At 40.8% G+C, this 19,030-nt stretch carries 20 protein-coding genes; all 20 read right to left on the bottom strand.

Annotated features, from left to right (window positions below; genetic code table 11):
* Positions 1-371: 371 nt before the first annotated feature.
* Entirely contained in the window at positions 372-1,313 is a 942-nt protein-coding gene (locus tag AAG807_RS18670) for a hypothetical protein (protein WP_341907344.1), read from the bottom strand.
* 30 nt (positions 1,314-1,343) lie between these two features.
* Complete coding sequence (locus AAG807_RS18665; protein ID WP_341907342.1) at positions 1,344-2,714, bottom strand: NADH-quinone oxidoreductase subunit N; 1,371 nt, start codon at positions 2,712-2,714, stop codon at positions 1,344-1,346.
* A 1-nt stretch (position 2,715) separates the two neighbouring features.
* Positions 2,716-4,170, bottom strand: a complete 1,455-nt coding sequence (locus AAG807_RS18660) for an NADH-quinone oxidoreductase subunit M (RefSeq protein ID WP_341907340.1) — start codon at positions 4,168-4,170, stop codon at positions 2,716-2,718.
* 3 nt (positions 4,171-4,173) lie between these two features.
* On the bottom strand, positions 4,174-6,093 hold the full coding sequence (nuoL, locus tag AAG807_RS18655) for an NADH-quinone oxidoreductase subunit L (protein WP_341907337.1): 1,920 nt from the start codon (positions 6,091-6,093) through the stop codon (positions 4,174-4,176).
* A gap of 3 nt (positions 6,094-6,096) precedes the next feature.
* Complete coding sequence (nuoK, locus tag AAG807_RS18650; RefSeq protein WP_341907335.1) at positions 6,097-6,426, bottom strand: NADH-quinone oxidoreductase subunit NuoK; 330 nt, start codon at positions 6,424-6,426, stop codon at positions 6,097-6,099.
* A 1-nt stretch (position 6,427) separates the two neighbouring features.
* A complete protein-coding gene (locus AAG807_RS18645; RefSeq protein WP_341907334.1) occupies positions 6,428-6,940 on the bottom strand; it encodes an NADH-quinone oxidoreductase subunit J in 513 nt (170 codons plus the stop codon).
* Complete coding sequence (locus AAG807_RS18640) at positions 6,940-7,479, bottom strand: NADH-quinone oxidoreductase subunit I (RefSeq protein WP_341907332.1); 540 nt, start codon at positions 7,477-7,479, stop codon at positions 6,940-6,942. The genes AAG807_RS18645 and AAG807_RS18640 overlap by 1 nt, the downstream gene beginning before the upstream one ends.
* An 8-nt stretch (positions 7,480-7,487) precedes the next feature.
* Entirely contained in the window at positions 7,488-8,618 is a 1,131-nt protein-coding gene (gene nuoH / locus AAG807_RS18635) for an NADH-quinone oxidoreductase subunit NuoH (protein ID WP_341907330.1), read from the bottom strand.
* Position 8,619: 1 nt separating this feature from the next.
* Positions 8,620-9,588: a 2Fe-2S iron-sulfur cluster-binding protein gene (locus AAG807_RS18630; RefSeq protein WP_341907327.1), complete on the bottom strand. Its 969-nt coding sequence runs from the start codon at positions 9,586-9,588 to the stop codon at positions 8,620-8,622.
* Between the two features lie 12 nt (positions 9,589-9,600).
* Complete coding sequence (gene nuoF, locus AAG807_RS18625) at positions 9,601-10,944, bottom strand: NADH-quinone oxidoreductase subunit NuoF (RefSeq protein WP_341907325.1); 1,344 nt, start codon at positions 10,942-10,944, stop codon at positions 9,601-9,603.
* Between the two features lie 2 nt (positions 10,945-10,946).
* Entirely contained in the window at positions 10,947-11,483 is a 537-nt protein-coding gene (locus AAG807_RS18620) for an NAD(P)H-dependent oxidoreductase subunit E (RefSeq protein ID WP_341907323.1), read from the bottom strand.
* 1 nt (position 11,484) lies between these two features.
* Positions 11,485-12,702, bottom strand: coding sequence for an NADH-quinone oxidoreductase subunit D (locus AAG807_RS18615; RefSeq protein ID WP_341907320.1), 1,218 nt, complete (start codon positions 12,700-12,702; stop codon positions 11,485-11,487).
* A 96-nt stretch (positions 12,703-12,798) separates the two neighbouring features.
* A complete protein-coding gene (locus AAG807_RS18610; protein ID WP_341907317.1) occupies positions 12,799-13,305 on the bottom strand; it encodes an NADH-quinone oxidoreductase subunit C in 507 nt (168 codons plus the stop codon).
* A complete protein-coding gene (locus tag AAG807_RS18605; protein WP_144332458.1) occupies positions 13,298-13,846 on the bottom strand; it encodes an NADH-quinone oxidoreductase subunit B in 549 nt (182 codons plus the stop codon). Before AAG807_RS18605 ends, AAG807_RS18610 begins: the two co-directional genes overlap by 8 nt.
* Entirely contained in the window at positions 13,834-14,199 is a 366-nt protein-coding gene (locus AAG807_RS18600; RefSeq protein ID WP_341907311.1) for an NADH-quinone oxidoreductase subunit A, read from the bottom strand. Before AAG807_RS18600 ends, AAG807_RS18605 begins: the two co-directional genes overlap by 13 nt.
* Positions 14,200-14,517: 318 nt before the next feature.
* Entirely contained in the window at positions 14,518-16,347 is a 1,830-nt protein-coding gene (locus AAG807_RS18595; protein ID WP_341907309.1) for a tetratricopeptide repeat protein, read from the bottom strand.
* Positions 16,348-16,354: 7 nt separating this feature from the next.
* Positions 16,355-16,882 (bottom strand): hypothetical protein, encoded by a 528-nt coding sequence (locus AAG807_RS18590; RefSeq protein ID WP_341907307.1) that lies wholly within the window; start codon positions 16,880-16,882, stop codon positions 16,355-16,357.
* 69 nt (positions 16,883-16,951) lie between these two features.
* Entirely contained in the window at positions 16,952-18,226 is a 1,275-nt protein-coding gene (gene serS, locus AAG807_RS18585) for a serine--tRNA ligase (protein WP_341907304.1), read from the bottom strand.
* A gap of 129 nt (positions 18,227-18,355) precedes the next feature.
* The gene (rpmA, locus tag AAG807_RS18580; RefSeq protein ID WP_341907301.1) at positions 18,356-18,625 is read right to left on the bottom strand and encodes a 50S ribosomal protein L27; all 270 of its coding nucleotides are present in this window, start codon (positions 18,623-18,625) and stop codon (positions 18,356-18,358) included.
* A 35-nt stretch (positions 18,626-18,660) separates the two neighbouring features.
* On the bottom strand, positions 18,661-18,972 hold the full coding sequence (rplU, locus tag AAG807_RS18575) for a 50S ribosomal protein L21 (protein ID WP_144332450.1): 312 nt from the start codon (positions 18,970-18,972) through the stop codon (positions 18,661-18,663).
* Between the last annotated feature and the right edge of the window lie 58 nt (positions 18,973-19,030).

Here is a 19,030-nt window from a genome sequence, read left to right as displayed (position 1 = left end):
CTAAATCAACTTCAGTTCCTTACATTCTGTTTAAACTCTAAGAGATAAAAAAGGAGGAGACGATATCTATGTGTGAACATATCTCAAGGATTGTTTAGGCACATATGTGTTCTCGCTCCTTTTCACTTTTCTATAAAAGTAATAACTGATACAAACATAGGAGCTACATAGGCCACATAGAAAGTTGATTCTGATTGTAATATAGCAATATAGAATAGTGATTGATTCATTATTCTCAGATACTCCATTCTCGCTTTTTTCCTGAATTGTGAATACCGAAGGAATTCATAGACTTTAACTTCCTAACAAAAGATTGAAGAAAAGCTATGTGCTCTATGTATCTATGTAGTCAAGAAATATGAGGTAGCGAATCAAGGTCTGTCCCAAAAAGTAGGCTCGCTAAAACGAATGATTGTGATGAAATTCGAACTTACTTCCCGCATCACGATGGAATACAAAAGTCCGGTCAATCCGCTGTAAATGATTTGATATTCGGTAATGAAAACTCCGTCCTTATAGATCAGTTTCGACTGCAGGTTACCAAATGTATCGTATGTAAATCGCGACTCACTCATTGGAACCGTATCCGTGTTCCTATAGACAGAGACCTTTTCTATCCAGCCTTTATCCGAATAAGTATACTTCGTTGTAATTCGGTTGCGTGTAATGGTGAACAATTCTTCTTCTCGTGCCAAATAACCCAAACTATCCAGGTATTTCGTCACTTCCAGATACTGATTTCCATAACTATTGAATACTTTCTTCTTATACTGCCCTTCGTAAAGCTGATAGTCCATGGTTTCCGTATTCCAAAGGATACTTCTTTCGATGGAAGGATTCAATAAGCTATTCATCGTATCGATATCGCGATAAACTTCTTCCTTCACGATCTGACCATTGGAATTGTAGGAATAATAAGTGGAAAGGAATCCCTTTTTCTGGCTGATGCGTTTCCGCACTATTCGACCGTCTTGTGTATAATCGTAGAAACGAACGTTGGTGTCTGTTACCAAATCCCCCTTTGAAGTCTGATAATGCCTTACCAGATTTCCAAGTGTATCAAAATTGAATACATACACATAATTCGATTCACGCATGATATCACCTTGCTTCTTGAAGGTGAACTTTCCATGGATTTCTTTCAATTTACATCCCTTTACGAACTTCGTATTGAAGAACGGAATATCTGTAAATGCGACACCTTTTGTATTATCTAAAAGCTGCGCCGAAACTTGTGATGAAATCAGGAGGAGAACCAAAAAAAAGCGACACTTCAAAAACATAACACAAAAATGGTGTGAATTTCGAAGCATCGTTCGAATTTTATGAAAAATTGGAATCTATTAAAGCAAAGGAAGAATGAAACTGAATCCAAGCATACCAACCAATGCAATTGTCAAAACTACAACTGTCAAAGGAGATAACTTAATCTTCTCTTGCTCCTGCTCAGCCGGAGAAACCATGGTACCCATCACTTTCAGGTAATAATAGATACTGATCCCTGAATTGATCAAAGCAATGATAACCAACCAGGAAGCATTTGCCCATGCAGATGAGAACAAGATATATTTCGCAAAGAAACCGGATGTCGGTGGAATTCCTGCAAGTGACAACAAGGAAACAATCCCGACAACTGCCAGGAATGGGTTTCTTTTTCCTAAACCTCTCAGTCCGTCAATTCGATCTTCCGGATCATTTACAGCAATAGCCACTCCGATGATTCCAACAATAGCAAATCCGTACGAGAACATATAGAACCACAAAGTGTGAAACGGATTCCCATTAGATACAAATATCAAAAGTGTGTAACCTACATGCGTAATGGAAGAATAAGCCAATAAACGTTTGAATTTCACTTGACGCAATGCAGATAGATTCCCTACAAATAGCGTAATGATGATCATCACAACCAAAGCACCTTTCCAGAAAAGGTATAATTCGCCTTGTCCGAAACAGAAAGCAAACATCTTAAGGAATGCATAGAACGCAGCAATTTTCACAACAGAAGCCATGAATCCGGTAACAGCCGGTGGAGCTCCATCGTATACATCCGGACTCCAGAAATGAAATGGCGCAGCACCAATTTTGAAAATGAACGACGCCATAATTAATAAAACACCAATCATCAAAATCGGACTTAAGGTATCCATTTCGTTGATCTTTAGTTGGATCTCCTGCAATTTAAAGGTTCCGGTTGCCCCGTAAACCCATGCCAATCCGAATAAGAAAATACCTGTAGCAAATGAACCTGTCAGGAAATACTTCAAGGATGCTTCCGAAGAGCGAACGTCTGCTTTGTTACTTCCAGCCATCACATAAATCGGAAGCGACAAGATTTCCAATCCAAGGAAGAACATGAACATATCTGTATATGCAGTCATGATCATAGCTCCAGTCGCTGAAAACATCAACAATCCGATGTATTCTCCGGTATGCGTTGGATTTTCTTTGAATCGTTCGTATCCGATACCAATAATCAAAAGCGATAGTACACAAATTGCTAAACTAAAGAGTAGTGCAAATTGATCAAATACTAATCCTTCGTAAGTCAGGAAGTCAAAAAATGCTTTTCCCGTTTGAAGTTGACTGATAATAATGATGATAGCAGCCAAAAGACCAGCCATAGCAGAACTTACAACTAACCAAGGTTTCTTTGCAAAAGCAGCAAATAAGGAAATCAATCCACTGGCAAAAACAACTAATAATGCATCCATATTATAAACCTGAAGGTGTTGAAAGGGTTTGTAAAACTATTTTTAAACTTGGATTTACAAAATCCGTGATCGCAGCCGGGTAAACACCCAAAATCACTACAGCAAGAATGATAATTGCCAAAACAATCAATTCGGACCAATGTAAATCAGGGAATTCACTTCTTGTAACCGGACCAAACATACTTAATTGGTATGCGCGGAATGTGTAAACTGCTCCAAAGATCAATGTCGTTCCGGCAATGATTCCAATGATCATGTCAAAACTCACGATTCCTTTTAACATCAAAAATTCTCCGATGAAACCACTGGTCAATGGAACGGAAACCGATGCGAATGCCAATACTGCAAACCAGAAAGCGAATTTCGGAGCTTGTTTTGCATAACCGCCTAAATCTGCCAGGTTGCGTGTTCCTGTTCTGCGCTCAATGATTTCCACTGCAAGGAATAATCCAACTGCAACCAATCCGTGATTGACGATCTGAACCATACTTCCGGATAATGCATCGAAATCCCAAGTCATAATTGCTGCTGCAATCAAACCAACGTGAGACATGGAAGCAAATGCAAACACGCGCTTCATATCTTTTTGCTTGATCGCGATAATTGCACCATAAACCACTCCGATAGTTGCCAAGACAATAACAGGATATTGCAAGCAAGACATTGCTTCCGGGAACAATGGAATCATCCAACGAATCATTCCGTACAAAGCCATTTTCAGCATAATACCTGATAAGAGCATTGTTCCAGCCATTGGAGACTTCGTATACGTATCCGGTTGCCAGGTATGGAATGGGAAAATAGGAATCTTGATGGCAAATGCCAGGAAGAAACCAAGCGCTAACCAACAAGCTGCTTTCGAAGTAAAGACAACTGCTTTCAAATCTTCAATATAGAAAGATGCAGCATGTGCCGCATTTACTTTAATTCCGATCAAAGCAGCCAACATGGCAAGTGATCCTACGAATGTGTAGATGAAGAACTTCATCAATGCAGCCTTTCTTTCCGGAGCACCGAACCACCAGGAGATCAGGAAAATTGGAATCAGGGTGATTTCCCAGAAAACATAGAACCACAATCCATCCATGGAGATAAATACGCCGATTAATCCCAATTGCATGAAGAAAACCATACTAGTAAACAAGCGATTCTCAGCTAATTCATTCTTGAAATTGGAAACCAAAACCAATGGAACCAAGACAGCTGTCAATAGCAACATGATCAATGAAATTCCATCGTATCCGAAACTTAAAGTGATTCCCGTTTCAGGGAGCCATTCCTTATTGCTTCCAAAGAAATGAATAGTTCCATCATTGTTGTACTGCATCATACATGCTATCACAACTCCTAAAACGGCAAGCGAACCGATAATTCCGTATGCACGAACGCCACTTTTCGGGACGATCAATACCGATAACGCAAAGAAAACTGGTAAAATAAATAAAAGTAGTTCCACGTCTTAGTTTTTATAGTAGATAATGTAATAAACAATCAATCCGATGATTCCAAAAACCATCCAAAGAATATAATTGTCTGTTCTTCCTGTTTGAATTTTACGAACCAAGTCGCCCGATTTTCCAATCACTTTTGCAATTCCCACTACTCCACGGTTCAAAAATGCTCCTTCGAAGTAATGCGCTCCTTTTTCAGAAATCCAAAGAACCGGTTTTACAAACAAGAAATTGTAAATCTCATCAAAGTATAATTTCATTGCTGAAGCTTTCTCCCATCCTTTTAAATCGGCATCTTCTTTAGGAATACTGTTTTTAGTAACATAAACCGTGTAAGTAATACCCGCAATTACAACTGCCATGGCTCCTGCAATACACATTAAGATCAATGTCATCGTTGTATCACCGTGTTCGGCTACTTTCATTCCGTCACCCGCTACATTATGCGCATAATAATGAGATAACCAATGTGTTCCATTCTTTAAGAAAACCCCCGGCAAGTTCAATAATCCACCAAAAATGGAAAGAACTGCCAAAATGATTAATGGTAAAGTCATGGAAGCAGGACCTTCATGCAAATGATGCTCTTGTTCATGTGTTCCTCTGAACTTTCCGTAGAAAGTAACAAAGTACAAACGGAACATATAAATTGCTGTTAGTGCTGAACTGAACATCAATGCTCCGAATACAAACTTGTTGTCCGTAAATGCATGACCGATAATCTCATCTTTCGAGTAGAAACCGGAAAGTAATGGAATACCTGAAATTGCCAAAGTCCCGATAAGGAATGTGATGTGTGTAATCGGAATTTTCTTGCGTAATCCACCCATTTTACGGATATCCTGTTCGTCCGACATAGCGTGAATCACACTTCCCGAACCTAAGAATAATAATGCTTTGAAGAATGCATGAGTCGTAACGTGGAACATCGCAGCTGTGTAAGCTCCCATTCCCAGCGCAACGAACAACATTCCCAATTGAGAAACCGTTGAGTAAGCCAAGACTTTCTTGATATCGTTTTGACGCATCGCGATAAATGCTGCGATAATCGAAGTTGCCAACCCGACATACAACATGATTTCTTTTGTCAGATGTGCATGCTCGAACAAGTAGTTTGAACGTACTGTCAAGAAAATACCTGCTGTTACCATTGTTGCGGCGTGAATCAATGCAGAAACTGGAGTTGGACCTGCCATTGCATCCGGTAACCAGGTAAACAAAGGGATTTGAGCCGATTTTCCGGTTGCTCCAATGAATAAACAGATCGTGATTCCGAAGATCAGCATTTCAGAGATTTCAAATCCTTCTGTCATTACTGCTTTTGCAACTTCTGCATATTCGAGTGTTCCGAATTTTCCAAGGATCAGGAATAAACCGATCAACAAACCCAGGTCACCAATACGGTTCATGATGAATGCCTTACGTGCAGCCAAGGTGTTTTTGAAATCCTGGTACCAGAATCCGATCAACAAATAAGAACAGATTCCTACACCTTCCCAGCCAAAGAACAGCATGAAGTAGTTGCTTCCCAAAACCAAAATTAACATGGCAAAGATGAAGAGATTCAAATACGTAAAGAACTTGTAATAGCCCGCATCGTGTTTCATGTAACCCATGGAGAACAAATGAATCAAAGTTCCGACACCGGTTACGATCAAGGTCATCCAAAGGGATAAGTTATCTGCAAAAAGGCGTGCATTCAACGAAAAGGAACTGGTTTTTATCATCGTGAACAAATGAACCGTTACCGGTTCACCGTGTTGAACACTCATAAAAGCCATCACGGCAAGAACAAATGAAATCGCCATGACTCCGGTTGCAATGGTTCCGACCATCACTTTTGAAAGTGATTTTCCTATTGTACCGTTAATAAAAGCTCCAATCAGAGGAAGCAGAAGGATCAAAGGGAGAATTTGTGATACCGACATGTTTTAGTTTTTTAATTTATTAAACAATCGAATATCCACTGAACGGGTATTTCTGAACAGAAGCACCAGGATCGATAAACCTACTGTTGCTTCAGCGGCCGCTACGACCATGATGAAGAACACGAAAAGTTGTCCGTCTGCCTGTCCAAAATAAGTTGAAAACGCTACAAGTAACAGATTCACCGCATTTAGCATTAATTCAATGCACATCAATAAGATGATTGCATTTTTTCTGTAAAGCACTCCAAAAACACCAATGACAAACAATGCCGTAGCAAGTACCATGTAGTGTTCGATCTTTACACCGGATTCAAATAATGTCGCTAATAACATATTACTCTATAGTTTGTTTTTCTTTTTTCGCTAAAAGAACTGCTCCAACCATTGCGGCAAGGAACAAGATCGAAGAAACCTCAAAAGGAAGTACATATTTTGTAAACAGGACTTTCCCCAGATTTTCAACTAATCCCACTTGTTCGGAATTCGCATCAATCATCGGAGTTGCCAAAATTGCATCGCGCATTGCTGCAACGACCACTAAGAACAAAGCTCCTCCGGCAATACCGGCACCGATAGTCATCATGGGTGAATGCTTCGGCTCATTTTCCTTATTGAGATTCAATAACATCAAAACGAAGAGGAACAATACCATGATTGCTCCGGCATAAACGATGATGTTCACAATCGCAATGAACTGGGCATTCATCAATACGTAGTTTGCAGAGATTAAGAAGAAAGTCAGTACTAAGTACAAAACACTTCTCACCGGGTGTTTACTCAAAACAACCATCAGGGCTGTTCCGATAGTCAATCCACCAAGAATATAAAATAGAATGTCTAAACTCATTACGCAGGTCTTTTTCCGGTTAATTGTCTTTTACTAATGTCCACACGCTGATCAACCGGTTCCACCAATTTATCTTTTCCGTAGATGAAATCGTTGCGCTCGAAATAAGTCGGAACGATACGATCTGTCAGGAAAATTGCTTCTTTCGGACATGCTTCTTCACACAAACCACAGAAAATACAACGCAACATATTGATTTCATATGTTGAAGCGTATTTCTCTTCTCTGTATAGATTCTCTTCTCCTTTTTTGCGCTCTTCAGAAGTCATGGTGATTGCTTCTGCAGGACAAGCGACCGCACACAATCCACATGCAGTACAATTCTCCCGACCCTGTTCGTCACGTTTTAGCACGTGTTGTCCACGATAAACGGGAACATACTCGCGCTTCACTTCCGGATATTTAAGGGTATTGTGTTTCTTGAATAAATGCTTAAAGGTAATCCACATACCTCCCAAAATTGCCGGGAAGTACAGTTTCTCCATGAAGCTCATCTTCTTGTTCGAAACAACTTTTTTACGATTTGATAAACTTTCCATTCGAATATTTATAAGCTATTTCCAGTTTTAGTCTTTCCATAGGAGGTATTCAAACCCAAAGGCTGCTCCATTTTTGCATTACTTGCAGATTCGCTCTCCTTGTCTTTAGAGAACCAACCTTCCGTATAAGCAATCACAACTCCCGTGATCAATAAGTTGATCAAAGCAATCGGAATCATTTTTTTCCAACCGATGTGCATCAACTGATCGTAGCGGAAACGAGGTAATGTCCAACGAATCCACATGAAAACGAAGACGAAGAAGAATGTTTTCGCGAAGAAAACCAAGGTTCCTATGATTGCCAAAGTATTTCCGGAGAAGTTATCCATTCCCGGGAAGTTGTATCCTCCGAAGAACAAAGCCGAAATAACTGCGCAAGAAATGAACATGTTTACATATTCCGAGAATAGGAAGAATCCTAGTTTCATCGCTCCATATTCGGTATGATAACCACCGATCAACTCGGATTCACATTCCGCCAAATCGAAAGGAGCGCGGTTACATTCCGCCAAAGCAGTAATCAGGAATACAACAAAACAAATCGGTTGTTTGAATACGTTCCAGGAGAACCATCCATCTTCCCAAAAACCGTGTTGCTGGTCAACAATTTCTCTTATGCTTAATGATCCGGTCATCATGACAATCGTAATGACAGAAACTCCCATTGCCAACTCGTAGGAAATCATTTGCGAACTTGCGCGAATAGCTCCGAACAAGGCGAACTTGTTATTGGAAGCCCAGCCTCCGATCATGATTCCGTAAACACCAATGGAAACGGCTCCCATAATGAAGAGGATTCCAATATTTACATCAGCAACTTGCAAAGCAATCGATTCACCGGCAATTTTCAAATCCGGTCCCCAAGGAATCACCGCACCCGTAATGAGTGAAGTAAACATGGCAATTCCAGGTCCGATGATAAATAGCCATTTATCTGCATTGGTCGGTCTGAAATCCTCTTTGAAGAACATCTTTCCACCATCTGCAAGTGGTTGCAACAAACCGAATGGTCCAGCTCTATCCGGTCCGATACGATCCTGCATCCAAGCTGCGACTTTTCGCTCCATTAAAGTCAGATAAGCCGCTATTCCCAGTGTTACTGCGAATAAAACAACAACTATGATTAATTTTATGATCATCTTACTTTCCTGTTAGTTTTTTAAGTTCAAGACGCTCGTCAACCAGGTATTTATTTTGAGAAATCACGGAATGACGGTTAATCACTCGTGGTCCTTCAATATTCCATTTGGTCTTGTCTTTCTTGTCGAAACGGCATTCGTTACAGATCCAGGCTGTTTTTCCATCGATATCTTCAATCTCACCGTATTTGTCTTTACGACCTGTAACACGGTAAATTTCATCTCCAAACATCCAAACGACCGCTTTTCCGGCACATTTGGTGCACTCACAAGAGGCTTCCATCGGTTTCAAGAACCACACGCGACTTTTGAATCGGAATGTCTTATCTGTCAATGCTCCGACCGGACACACATCGATTACGTTTCCGGAGAAATCGTTATCGATTGCTTTCTCAATGTATGTAGAAATTTCTGCGTGATCTCCGCGGTGCATGATACCATGAACACGTTTATCTGTCAATTGATTTGCCACATAAACACAACGGTAGCACAAAATACAACGATTCATGTGCAATTTAATCTTGTCACCGATATCGATCGGATCAAAGGTTCTGCGTTTCTCTTCGTAGCGCGTTCCCTCTTTTCCGTGCTCAAAACCAAGGTCCTGTAAGTGACACTCACCAGCCTGGTCACAAATCGGGCAATCCAACGGGTGATTGATCAACAAGAACTCTGTTACTGCAGCACGGTTATCGTAAACGCGTTCTGAAGTTTTGTTCTTTACAATCATTCCATCCATTACCGGAGTCGAACAAGATGCAACCAATTTGGGCATCGGGCGCGGATCTGCAGTAGAACCAGCGGCTACTTCAACCAAGCATGTTCTACATTTACCACCACTTCCTTCCAACTTGCTATAATAGCACATTGCAGGAGGAACTACATCTCCACCGATTTGTCGAGCAGCATTCAGGATGGTTGTTCCCGGTTCTACTTCTACTTCGATATCGTCAATGATAACTTTTACCATAATGGATCTCTTTTATACTAAAGGCATGTGATTAGACGCAATCCCGAAGTTGCGTTTTACCGCTTCATCCGGATGTGTGACATGCCATTCAAATTCTTCTCTAAAATGACGGATTGCCGCTGCTACCGGCCATGCTGCTGCATCACCTAGCGGACAAATCGTGTTTCCTTCTATTTTCTTGTTGATCTCAGCCAACAAATCAATGTCGTGCATATGACCCTGACCGTTTTCGATACGACGAAGTACTTTCTCCATCCATCCTGTTCCTTCACGGCAAGGTGAACATTGTCCGCAAGATTCGTGTGCATAGAAACGCGCAAAATTCCATGTGTTTCTAACGATACATTGGTCTTCATCAAATACGATGAAACCTCCTGAACCCAACATTGATCCGGTTGCAAAACCACCTTCTGCCAAACCTTCGTATGACATCAAACGATCTGTTCCTTCCGCTGTTTTGGTAATCAGGTTTGCCGGTAAAATCGGAACGGAAGATCCACCAGGAACACATGCCTTGATTTTCTTTCCGTTAGCGATTCCTCCACACCACTCGTCTGAGTAGATGAATTCTTCCACCGTCATTCCCAATTCAATCTCGTAAACTCCCGGTTTTACCAGGTTTCCACAAGCTGAAATCAATTTTGTTCCGGTACTTTTTCCAATTCCTATTTTTGCGTATTCAGCTCCTCCATCATTGACGATGGGAACAACTGCTGCGATAGATTCTACGTTGTTTACTACTGTCGGACATCCCCACAACCCTTTTACAGCCGGGAATGGTGGTTTAATACGTGGATTTCCACGTTTTCCTTCCAATGATTCGATCAATGCTGTTTCTTCTCCACAGATATAAGCTCCACCACCCGGTGCAATAGCTAAATCCAAGTCGTATCCGGAACCTAAGATATTTTTTCCAAGGAATCCATTTGCATAAGCTTCGGCAATTGCTTTTTCCACAATTTCCAAAACCCACATGTATTCTCCGCGGATATAAATGTATGATTGATTACATCCCAAAGCGTAGGAAGAAACGATCATTCCTTCTACTAAAAGATGTGGGATTTTCTCCATCAGGTAACGATCCTTGAAAGTTCCGGGTTCGGATTCATCTGCGTTGCACAATAAGTAACGCGGAACACCTTCCGGTTTTGCCAGGAAAGACCATTTCATTCCGGTAGGGAATCCTGCTCCTCCACGACCTCTCAATCCGGATGCTTGAACTTCTTCTACCACATTTTGCGGAGACATCGTTTTCAAAGCCTTTTCTACAGAACGGTAACCACCGTTTTTGCGGTAGACTTCAAATGTTTCGATTCCAGGAACGTTTACATGTTCCAATAATAATTTTCTTCCCATTCCTATTTCTCTGAATGTTCTTTACGCAAGGTATCCAATAACTCATCTACTTTCTCAGGAGTCAAGTGTTCGTGGTAATGTTTTCCGCATTGTAGCATCGGACCATAACCACAAGCTCCCAAACATTCTGCAGTTTTCAATGTAAACATTCCATCTGCTGAAGTCTGACCAACTTTGATATCCAATCGGTTTTCAATGTGCTCGATAATCTGATCCGAACCAACCAACATACATGGTCCTGTTCTGCATACTTCCAAAACAACTTTCCCAGGTTTCTCAATATTAAACATGGTATAGAAAGTTGCCACCTCGTATACTTCAATCGGTTGGATATTCAACAAACCGGCAACATAATTCATGGTCGGTACACTTAACCAACCTCCGAATTCTTCTTCTGCCAAATGAAGAATACGCATCAATGCACTCTTCTGCTTTCCTTCCGGATACATGTTGATGAAGCGTTGTACTTCAACCAATTTCTCAGCACTGAATTGTGGTTCAGCCTGATCTGTACTATTATGTGTAACTGATATACTCATCTTATGCGTCCAATTCTCCTGCAATCACGTTCAAACTACTTAGCGTCAATACGGCATCTGAGATGGTTTGACCGATAATCATTTCCGGATATGCTTGATAATAAATAAAACAAGGTCTTCTAAATTGAAGTCTGTATGGTGTTCTTCCGCCATCTGAAATCAAATGGAATCCTAATTCCCCATTTCCTCCTTCTACTGAGTGATATACTTCCCCAACCGGAACAGGTGTTTCACCCATTACAATTTTGAAGTGGTAAATCAATGCTTCCATTTTCGTGTAAACATCTGCTTTTGTAGGCAAATAGAATTCAGGAACATCCGGAGAGAAGTAGCTTCCTTCCGGCATATTGTTGTATGCCTGCTCGATGATCTTCATACTCTGACGAATCTCTTCCTGGCGTACACAAAAACGATCATAGGTATCACCTTGTGTTCCCACCGGAATAATGAAATCGAAATCTTCATAAGAAGAATACGGAGTCATTACACGAACATCGTAATCCACACCTGCTGCGCGCAAGTTCGGACCTGTAAATCCGTAATCCAATGCCCGTTCACCGGAAATAGGTCCTGCACCGATCGTACGATCCATGAAAATGCGGTTACGCAATAACAAATCATCGAACTCCTGGAAGTGCTTATTGAATTCTTTGAGGAATTTTTTCAGTTTTACGTGGAATGTCGGAGAGAAATCGCGTTCGAAACCTCCGATACGACCGATGTTCGTAGTCAAACGTGCACCACACACTTCTTCATACAATTCATAGATCAACTCACGTTGTTGGAACATGTAGGTAAACCCTGTCAATGCTCCGGTATCCACACCAATTACGGAATTACAAACCAAGTGATCTGCAACGCGCGCCAATTCCATGATGATCACACGCATGTAATCCACCCTCTTTGGAACTTTCACTCCGATCAGTTTCTCCATTGTCATTTCCCATCCCATGTTATTGATTGGGGAAGAACAATAGTTCAATCGGTCTGTAATCGGGGTAATCTGGTTATAAGGTCTTCTTTCAGCCAACTTTTCAAAAGCGCGGTGAATGTAACCAACTGTTTGAACAGAACCTAAAATCTTCTCTCCATCCACTGTCAACACGTTTTGGAAAATTCCATGTGTTGCAGGGTGAGTTGGCCCCAGGTTTAGTGTTGCTATTTGTCCGTCGATGGTTTCATCAGCAAACAAGCTTTTATTATGTGGAGTACCGCTCATAGTTTCTTTATTAGCTACTCTAATTTTTATTTACGTTTTAAGCTTCCCTTTGGCAACTGCACTAACGCTTGTTGCTTTATCAAAAGCGGTGCTTTTTCATCTACCGAAGTAGCGATCATCTTTATCTTCTCTTGTTGCATCTTCCAAATGGTACTCTTTTCTCATCGGGAAATAATCCATATCGTCTTCATTTAGAATGCGAACCAGATTCGGATGTCCTTCGAAAATCACTCCGAAGAAATCGTATGTTTCACGCTCTTGCCAATCTGCACCAACATAGATGTCCACGATGGATTGAATAGTTGGAGTTTCAATCGGAAGAAATGCACGAACACGCATACGCACATTATTCACTAAGGAATGCAGGTGATAGTTTACACAGATTTCGCGTCCTTTATCGTTTGGAAAATGAGCTGCCCCAATCAAAGTCAAAAAGGATACTTTCAATACTTCGTCTGTTTTCAACCAAGCAATTAAATCATGTGTTTTGTCAGCCTGAATCTCGATTGTCAATAATCCGTAAGGCTCTTCATTGTGAAGTACCGCATCACCAAACTTTTCCTGAATGCGAGCCAGTACTGCTTCGTTTGTCAAATTACTCATCGTTCAAATCGTATTTTTTCAACAAATGTTTGTATTCGTCTGAATAACGACGACGTAATGATTCGCTTTTCACCAAGCGGTGAATATTCATACACCCTTCAATGATTTGCTCGGGTCTTGGCGGACATCCCGGAACGTAAACATCCACAGGAATTACACGGTCTATTCCTTGCAAAACAGAATACGTATCAAAAATCCCACCTGAACAAGCACAAGCACCAACAGACAAAACCCATTTCGGTTCAGCCATCTGTTCGTACACTTGTTTCAAAATCGGAGCTAATTTTTTCGAGATGGTACCGGCAACGATCAATAGATCTGCCTGGCGTGGAGAAAAAGACATGCGTTCCATTCCGAAACGTGCCACGTCGTAGTTACTTCCCATTGTTCCCATGTATTCGATACCGCAACAAGAGGTAGCGAATGGCAAGGGCCAAACGGAATTCGCACGAGCTGCTCCAATCACCTTGTCAAGCAATGTCAATTGGAAGCCTTCTCCATTAATGGTTTCTACACCATTGATAATTTCTACTTTTCCCATTCTAAAGCACCTTTTTTAAGTACGTAGAAAAATCCTGTAAGGAAGAATGCCACGAAAATAATTACTGCAATCAATCCATCCATTTCTAAAGCCTTGAAATTCACAGCGTACGGGTAGAAGAAAATAACTTCCACATCGAACAACACGAATAAAATTGCGGTTAATAAATAACGAATGGAGATCGGGAAACGAGCGTTTCCGACTTCTTCAATACCACATTCCCAGTTGGCATCTTTCTTTTTACCTTTCAGTCTTGGTCCCAACATGGGAGCCACCACTAAAACAAGTATAACAAAACCCAGAGCAACACCTGCCTGGAGTAATATCGGTAAGTAATCTTCTGCAGAAGACATAATCTCTAGTTTTTAAGACAGGCGAATTTAATACTTTTTAACAAGACCAAATGGCGCAAAATTCTATTTAGATTCAATCTAAATTACGCTTAAATACTTTAGAAAGCTAGGGAAAACATTGGTCGAAGAAAAGGATTTGTAGGACGATGATAAAGGCTTGTTTATAACGAAAGTCTATGCGAATTCCATTTCAAAATGATTTTGTTAAAAGATTCGTTTCTCCAAAATCGGGATGGTTGTTGCGATTTTCCACACTCAGACTAATTGAAAATTGGTACTTCGACTGCGCTCAGTAACCAATTGAAAAAGATCACCTACTTACAAATCCTCCGAATCGGAGACATCACCGCGCAATGCACGGTAGCGTTTTCTGGCTTCTACGGTCAATAGACTTCCTTTGCATTCGAACAAGATTTTCTTGTAGTATTCGGTCGCTTTTTCTTTGTCGTGAAGGTTCAGCTCGTAAATTTCAGCGATCGTGAAAATAGCATCATCAGCCAGGATATCATCCATGTGATAAGTGATAATTTTATTCAGATAATCCAAAGCATCTTGCCATTTACCCTGATATTGCATAGCCTGAGCTTTTCGAAATAGGATCTCATCCGCCAAACCGTGAGCCGGGAATGCGGCATTGATTGAATCGTAGAGTTTGAATGCCTTATCGAATTGGTGTTGTTCCAGTAACAAATCTGCCTGTGCGAATTGATACATCGCGGTGTAATTGCTGTCCAAGCCCAAATTATCCGTAATCAACACAGACAATTTCATGGCGTCATTGGCGATCAACTTGCTGGTGGATTCTTTCAAAATATCCAGCTGTGATTGAGCGAATTTAAAATCGCCATCGTAATAGAAGATCCGCGCATTTTTGAATTTCGCTTCCGAGCCGATGGCTTCGAACTTAAAATCCTTGTCGATTTGCATGTAGTACAAGGAAGCTTGCCAAATATCATCCTGAAGAATCAATACATCTGCCAAAGCCATTTTGATCTGTGCTTTTTCGAAATCTGACAATCCATTCACCGCCAAACAACTATCCAACAAATCGGCTGCTCCTTTGGCATCGTTTCCATAATAGGCTTTGATTTCCGCCAATTCTTTCGCAGTATACACTGCATTTCTTCCCCAACCCAATAACTTCAAGCCTTGTCGGTATTCTTTCTCTGCATCGATGATATCTTGCGGCTGGTATTTTTTCTCGACTGTGATTTCACGGTAACGGATATTCAACAAGGAACTGTAAGCAGCATAATAATTCGGATTCTGAGTACCCTGATCGATCACGTAGTTATAAGCTAAACGAGCTGTTGCATAATCGCTGTTTTCGACACATGTTTCCGCCAAGTCCATCACCCGATTTCCCGTCCCTTTCTCCCGTCGGTCCAAAGCTTGCGTTTGTATTAAGGCAGACTTGAATTCCTTCTTCTGTATAAAAAGCCAGATAAGCATTTCGGAATACACAAAATCATTCGGCTTCTTTTGGATCCGGACCAATAGCTTGTCTTTCAGCTTCTGATATACTCCTGTCTTATCCTCTGAAAAATCAATTTGTTTGCTTAATGCGTTCTGAATATTGCTGGTATAATTCGGATACTGATCCAAGATATCAAAATACTCGTCAATCATCTCGTCTGTTCTGCCCAAGAGGGCATAAACTTCTGCAAATTGCATTTGTAGCGGATAATTCTTCTTCAACTCTTTTCTTCCGGATTCCAGTGTTTTCAATCCCCAATCAACTTTCCCTTTCTTGATGAATGCATTATACAATTCAATCACCTCATATCCGTTCGAAGCAACTTTCTTAATTCGTTCGCTGTAGAGCTTTTCAGTTTGGGAAGTCCGTTCGGTGCGTTCGTATAAATCGCCCAGTGCAATGGTATAATCGAAATCAGTGGAATTGGACGAGACCAATTTCTTTAAAAATTTTTCCGCATCCTTTACCTGATTGGTTTTTTCCAAACAATCCACGTAGCGCAATTGATCGAACTTGGTGCTTTCCTTGGTGAGAATTTTCTCGAAATACGGAAGTGCCTTTGCAAACTCGCCATTGTTGTAGTACAAATTCGCTAATTGCTGATCCGTGCTCGTTTGAGCTGAAAGGGCAAAGGAAAAAAGTATGCAACAAAAAATTAGTGCGTGTTTCATGATTTATTTAGTGTACGACTTTAAAACGCTCAAATGTAGGTTTAAATTGCTCGTAAGATTGTTTAAAATCCATAAATTGTTTCTCCAATCTCAAACTATGAGCACGGATCTGTTCGACTTCTTTTCGCTCCAACTGAACGTGATCATAGTATGAAGATCTGTCGCCGGCACCATTTTCAATGTCCGATTGCAATTTCAGGAGCCTGTCGTGCTGTTCAATCTGTGCTTTTCTTAATTCCCTGATTTCAGTTGTGAAATAATCCGTTGCACGGTAAGCCTGAATAAATCCGTCGATTTCCCTTGCAGTCTCCATGTCCAAGGTATCGTTCCCTAATTCAATATTGAAATTCAGGAGCATTATTTTTGATTTTCCGCGCAACTTCAATACTTGGTTCGTATCCAACTGCTGAAGAACTTTCTGCACAGAATCATTACTTGCCTTTGTAAAAAGCACATCTTCTTCAAACTTCCCCAATTTGCTTTCGCAAGAGAACAAGAATGTAAGCAGTACTAGAAAAAATCCGATTCTGAGCATGACACTAAATTACATAAAATCCCAAAAACAGATAGGGGCGAAAAATTTTTCACCCCTATCTGTTTTATTTCAATCTATTCTCGTAAACCCGGTGTATTTATGCAGTACCTCCGGAATTTCAATCCCGTCCAAGGTCTGATAGTTTTCCATGATGGAAGCCATAATCCTTGGTAAAGCCAAAGCCGAACCATTCAGCGTATGTGCCAGGTAATTTTTTTTCTTGTCACTCCCTTTGAAACGCAATTTCAAGCGATTTGCCTGGAACGTGTCAAAACGGGAGCAAGAACTTACTTCCAACCATTTCTCCTGCGCTGCAGAATAAACTTCAAAATCGTAAGTCATAGCAGATGCGAAACCGGTATCTCCACCACATAAACGCAAAATACGGTAGTGCAGACCCAATTTTTCGAGTAATCCTTTCACGTGGTTTATCATTTCGGTCAATGCGCGATCCGTGTTTTTGGGATGCTCGATACGAACGATTTCCACCTTATCAAACTGATGCAAGCGATTCAAACCACGCACATGTGCCCCATAACTTCCTGCTTCACGACGGAAACAAGGAGTATAACCGGTCATTTTGATGGAGAAATTTTCATCCGGTAAAACCACGTCGCGGTAAATATTTGTCAATGGAACCTCAGCAGTTGGAATCATATACAAATCATCCACAGGCATGTGATACATCTGACCTTCTTTATCCGGAAGTTGTCCCGTACCATAAGCACTCGCTTCATTTACAACGTGAGGAACGACAAATTCCTCGTAACCTGCTTTTTCCGCTTCATCCAAAAAGAATTGAATCAATGCGCGTTGCAATTTTGCTCCTTTTCCTCTGTAAACAGGGAAGCCTGCACCTGTGATCTTAACACCTAATTCGAAATCGATCAAATCAAATTTCTTGGTCAGTTCCCAATGAGGAACCGCCTTATTGTGCAATACCGCAGGCTCTCCAACTACTTCGATTGTTTCATTATCCTCTTCGCTCTTTCCGGCAACAACTAAACTGTTTGGAACATTCGGAATTTGATAAAGCAACTGGGTGATTTCATTTTCAAGTGTGTCCACTTCCGTTTTCAGCTGTTGTTCTTCGAGCTTTAAATCTGCCGTCTTTGCTTTGGCGGCTTCTGCTTCTGCAGCTTTACCACTTTTGAAGAATTCACCAATTTCTTTTGCAATCTTGTTCAATTCGGACGTAATGGATTCCATGGATGTTTTTGCTGAACGCCATTGTTGGTCTTTCGCAATGATTGCATCAATAGTCTCTGTTACATCAATGTTGCGCTTTTTAAGTGCTGTGATGATCTCATCACGTTCAGCGCGGATTTTGGTCATTTCTAACATATGAATTGAATTTGAGTGTTGATCCGCCAAGGCGAACCGGGTTTAAAATTGGTAAATTAAAACATAAAAAAAGGCGAATTCCGAAAAACTTCGGAACTCGCCTTTATCAAAATATGTACTATTATTCGATTAAGCTTCCGCAGTTTCAAATGGAACTACCGATACAAACGAACGAGCATCTCTTTTTTTGCGGAATTCAACTGTTCCGTCAGTTAATGCGTATAATGTGTGGTCTTTTCCAATCCCAACATTTTCTCCTGGGTGGTGTGCAGTTCCGCGTTGACGAACAATAATGTTCCCAGCGATTGCAGCTTGTCCACCAAAAATTTTCACTCCTAGACGCTTGCTATGTGATTCGCGACCGTTTTTGGAACTACCGACTCCTTTTTTGTGTGCCATCTTTTCTAATTTTTTATCCGTCTAATGACAGAGAATTACCCTTTAATATCTGTAATCGTAATTTGTGTAAAAGATTGACGGTGACCGTTTCTTTTCACATATCCTTTTCGTCGTTTCTTACGGAAAATGATAACTGTATCACCTTTAACGTGATCATTCACTTGAGCAGTAACTTTTGCTCCTGCGATAGCTGGGGCGCCAATATTCACTTTTCCACCATTGTCTACCAATAAAACACGATCAAATTCTACTTTTGATCCTGCTTCAGCGTCTAAACGGTGTACAAAGATTTTTTGGTCTTTTTGCACTTTAAATTGCTGCCCTGCTATTTCTACTATTGCGTACATAACAGATGTTTTAAAATTTAATTTGGAGGGCAAAGATAGCAAAGTTTTTCAACAATTT

It is taken from the genome of Fluviicola taffensis DSM 16823, assembly GCF_943372375.1.
Taxonomy (GTDB): domain Bacteria; phylum Bacteroidota; class Bacteroidia; order Flavobacteriales_D; family Crocinitomicaceae; genus Fluviicola; species Fluviicola taffensis_A.
The sequence above is the reverse complement of the archived record's forward strand: the minus strand, read 5'-3'. Positions and strand labels throughout refer to the sequence as shown.

Bases quoted from the DNA above. Each gene is read 5' to 3' on its own strand.
- rplU (WP_144332450.1), bottom strand. From the start codon at position 18,972: ATGTACGCAATAGTAGAAATAGCAGGGCAGCAATTTAAAGTGCAAAAA.
- nuoK (WP_341907335.1), bottom strand. From the start codon at position 6,426: ATGTTATTAGCGACATTATTTGAATCCGGTGTAAAGATCGAACACTAC.
- nuoH (WP_341907330.1), bottom strand. From the start codon at position 8,618: ATGATCATAAAATTAATCATAGTTGTTGTTTTATTCGCAGTAACACTG.
- AAG807_RS18615 (WP_341907320.1), bottom strand. From the start codon at position 12,702: ATGAGCGGTACTCCACATAATAAAAGCTTGTTTGCTGATGAAACCATC.
- nuoF (WP_341907325.1), bottom strand. From the start codon at position 10,944: ATGGGAAGAAAATTATTATTGGAACATGTAAACGTTCCTGGAATCGAA.
- AAG807_RS18620 (WP_341907323.1), bottom strand. From the start codon at position 11,483: ATGAGTATATCAGTTACACATAATAGTACAGATCAGGCTGAACCACAA.
- serS (WP_341907304.1), bottom strand. From the start codon at position 18,226: ATGTTAGAAATGACCAAAATCCGCGCTGAACGTGATGAGATCATCACA.
- AAG807_RS18600 (WP_341907311.1), bottom strand. From the start codon at position 14,199: ATGTCTTCTGCAGAAGATTACTTACCGATATTACTCCAGGCAGGTGTT.
- AAG807_RS18665 (WP_341907342.1), bottom strand. From the start codon at position 2,714: ATGGATGCATTATTAGTTGTTTTTGCCAGTGGATTGATTTCCTTATTT.
- AAG807_RS18630 (WP_341907327.1), bottom strand. From the start codon at position 9,588: ATGGTAAAAGTTATCATTGACGATATCGAAGTAGAAGTAGAACCGGGA.
- AAG807_RS18670 (WP_341907344.1), bottom strand. From the start codon at position 1,313: ATGCTTCGAAATTCACACCATTTTTGTGTTATGTTTTTGAAGTGTCGC.
- rpmA (WP_341907301.1), bottom strand. From the start codon at position 18,625: ATGGCACACAAAAAAGGAGTCGGTAGTTCCAAAAACGGTCGCGAATCA.
- AAG807_RS18645 (WP_341907334.1), bottom strand. From the start codon at position 6,940: ATGAGTTTAGACATTCTATTTTATATTCTTGGTGGATTGACTATCGGA.
- AAG807_RS18640 (WP_341907332.1), bottom strand. From the start codon at position 7,479: ATGGAAAGTTTATCAAATCGTAAAAAAGTTGTTTCGAACAAGAAGATG.
- AAG807_RS18590 (WP_341907307.1), bottom strand. From the start codon at position 16,882: ATGCTCAGAATCGGATTTTTTCTAGTACTGCTTACATTCTTGTTCTCT.
- AAG807_RS18605 (WP_144332458.1), bottom strand. From the start codon at position 13,846: ATGGGAAAAGTAGAAATTATCAATGGTGTAGAAACCATTAATGGAGAA.
- AAG807_RS18595 (WP_341907309.1), bottom strand. From the start codon at position 16,347: ATGAAACACGCACTAATTTTTTGTTGCATACTTTTTTCCTTTGCCCTT.
- AAG807_RS18610 (WP_341907317.1), bottom strand. From the start codon at position 13,305: ATGAGTAATTTGACAAACGAAGCAGTACTGGCTCGCATTCAGGAAAAG.
- nuoL (WP_341907337.1), bottom strand. From the start codon at position 6,093: ATGTCGGTATCACAAATTCTCCCTTTGATCCTTCTGCTTCCTCTGATT.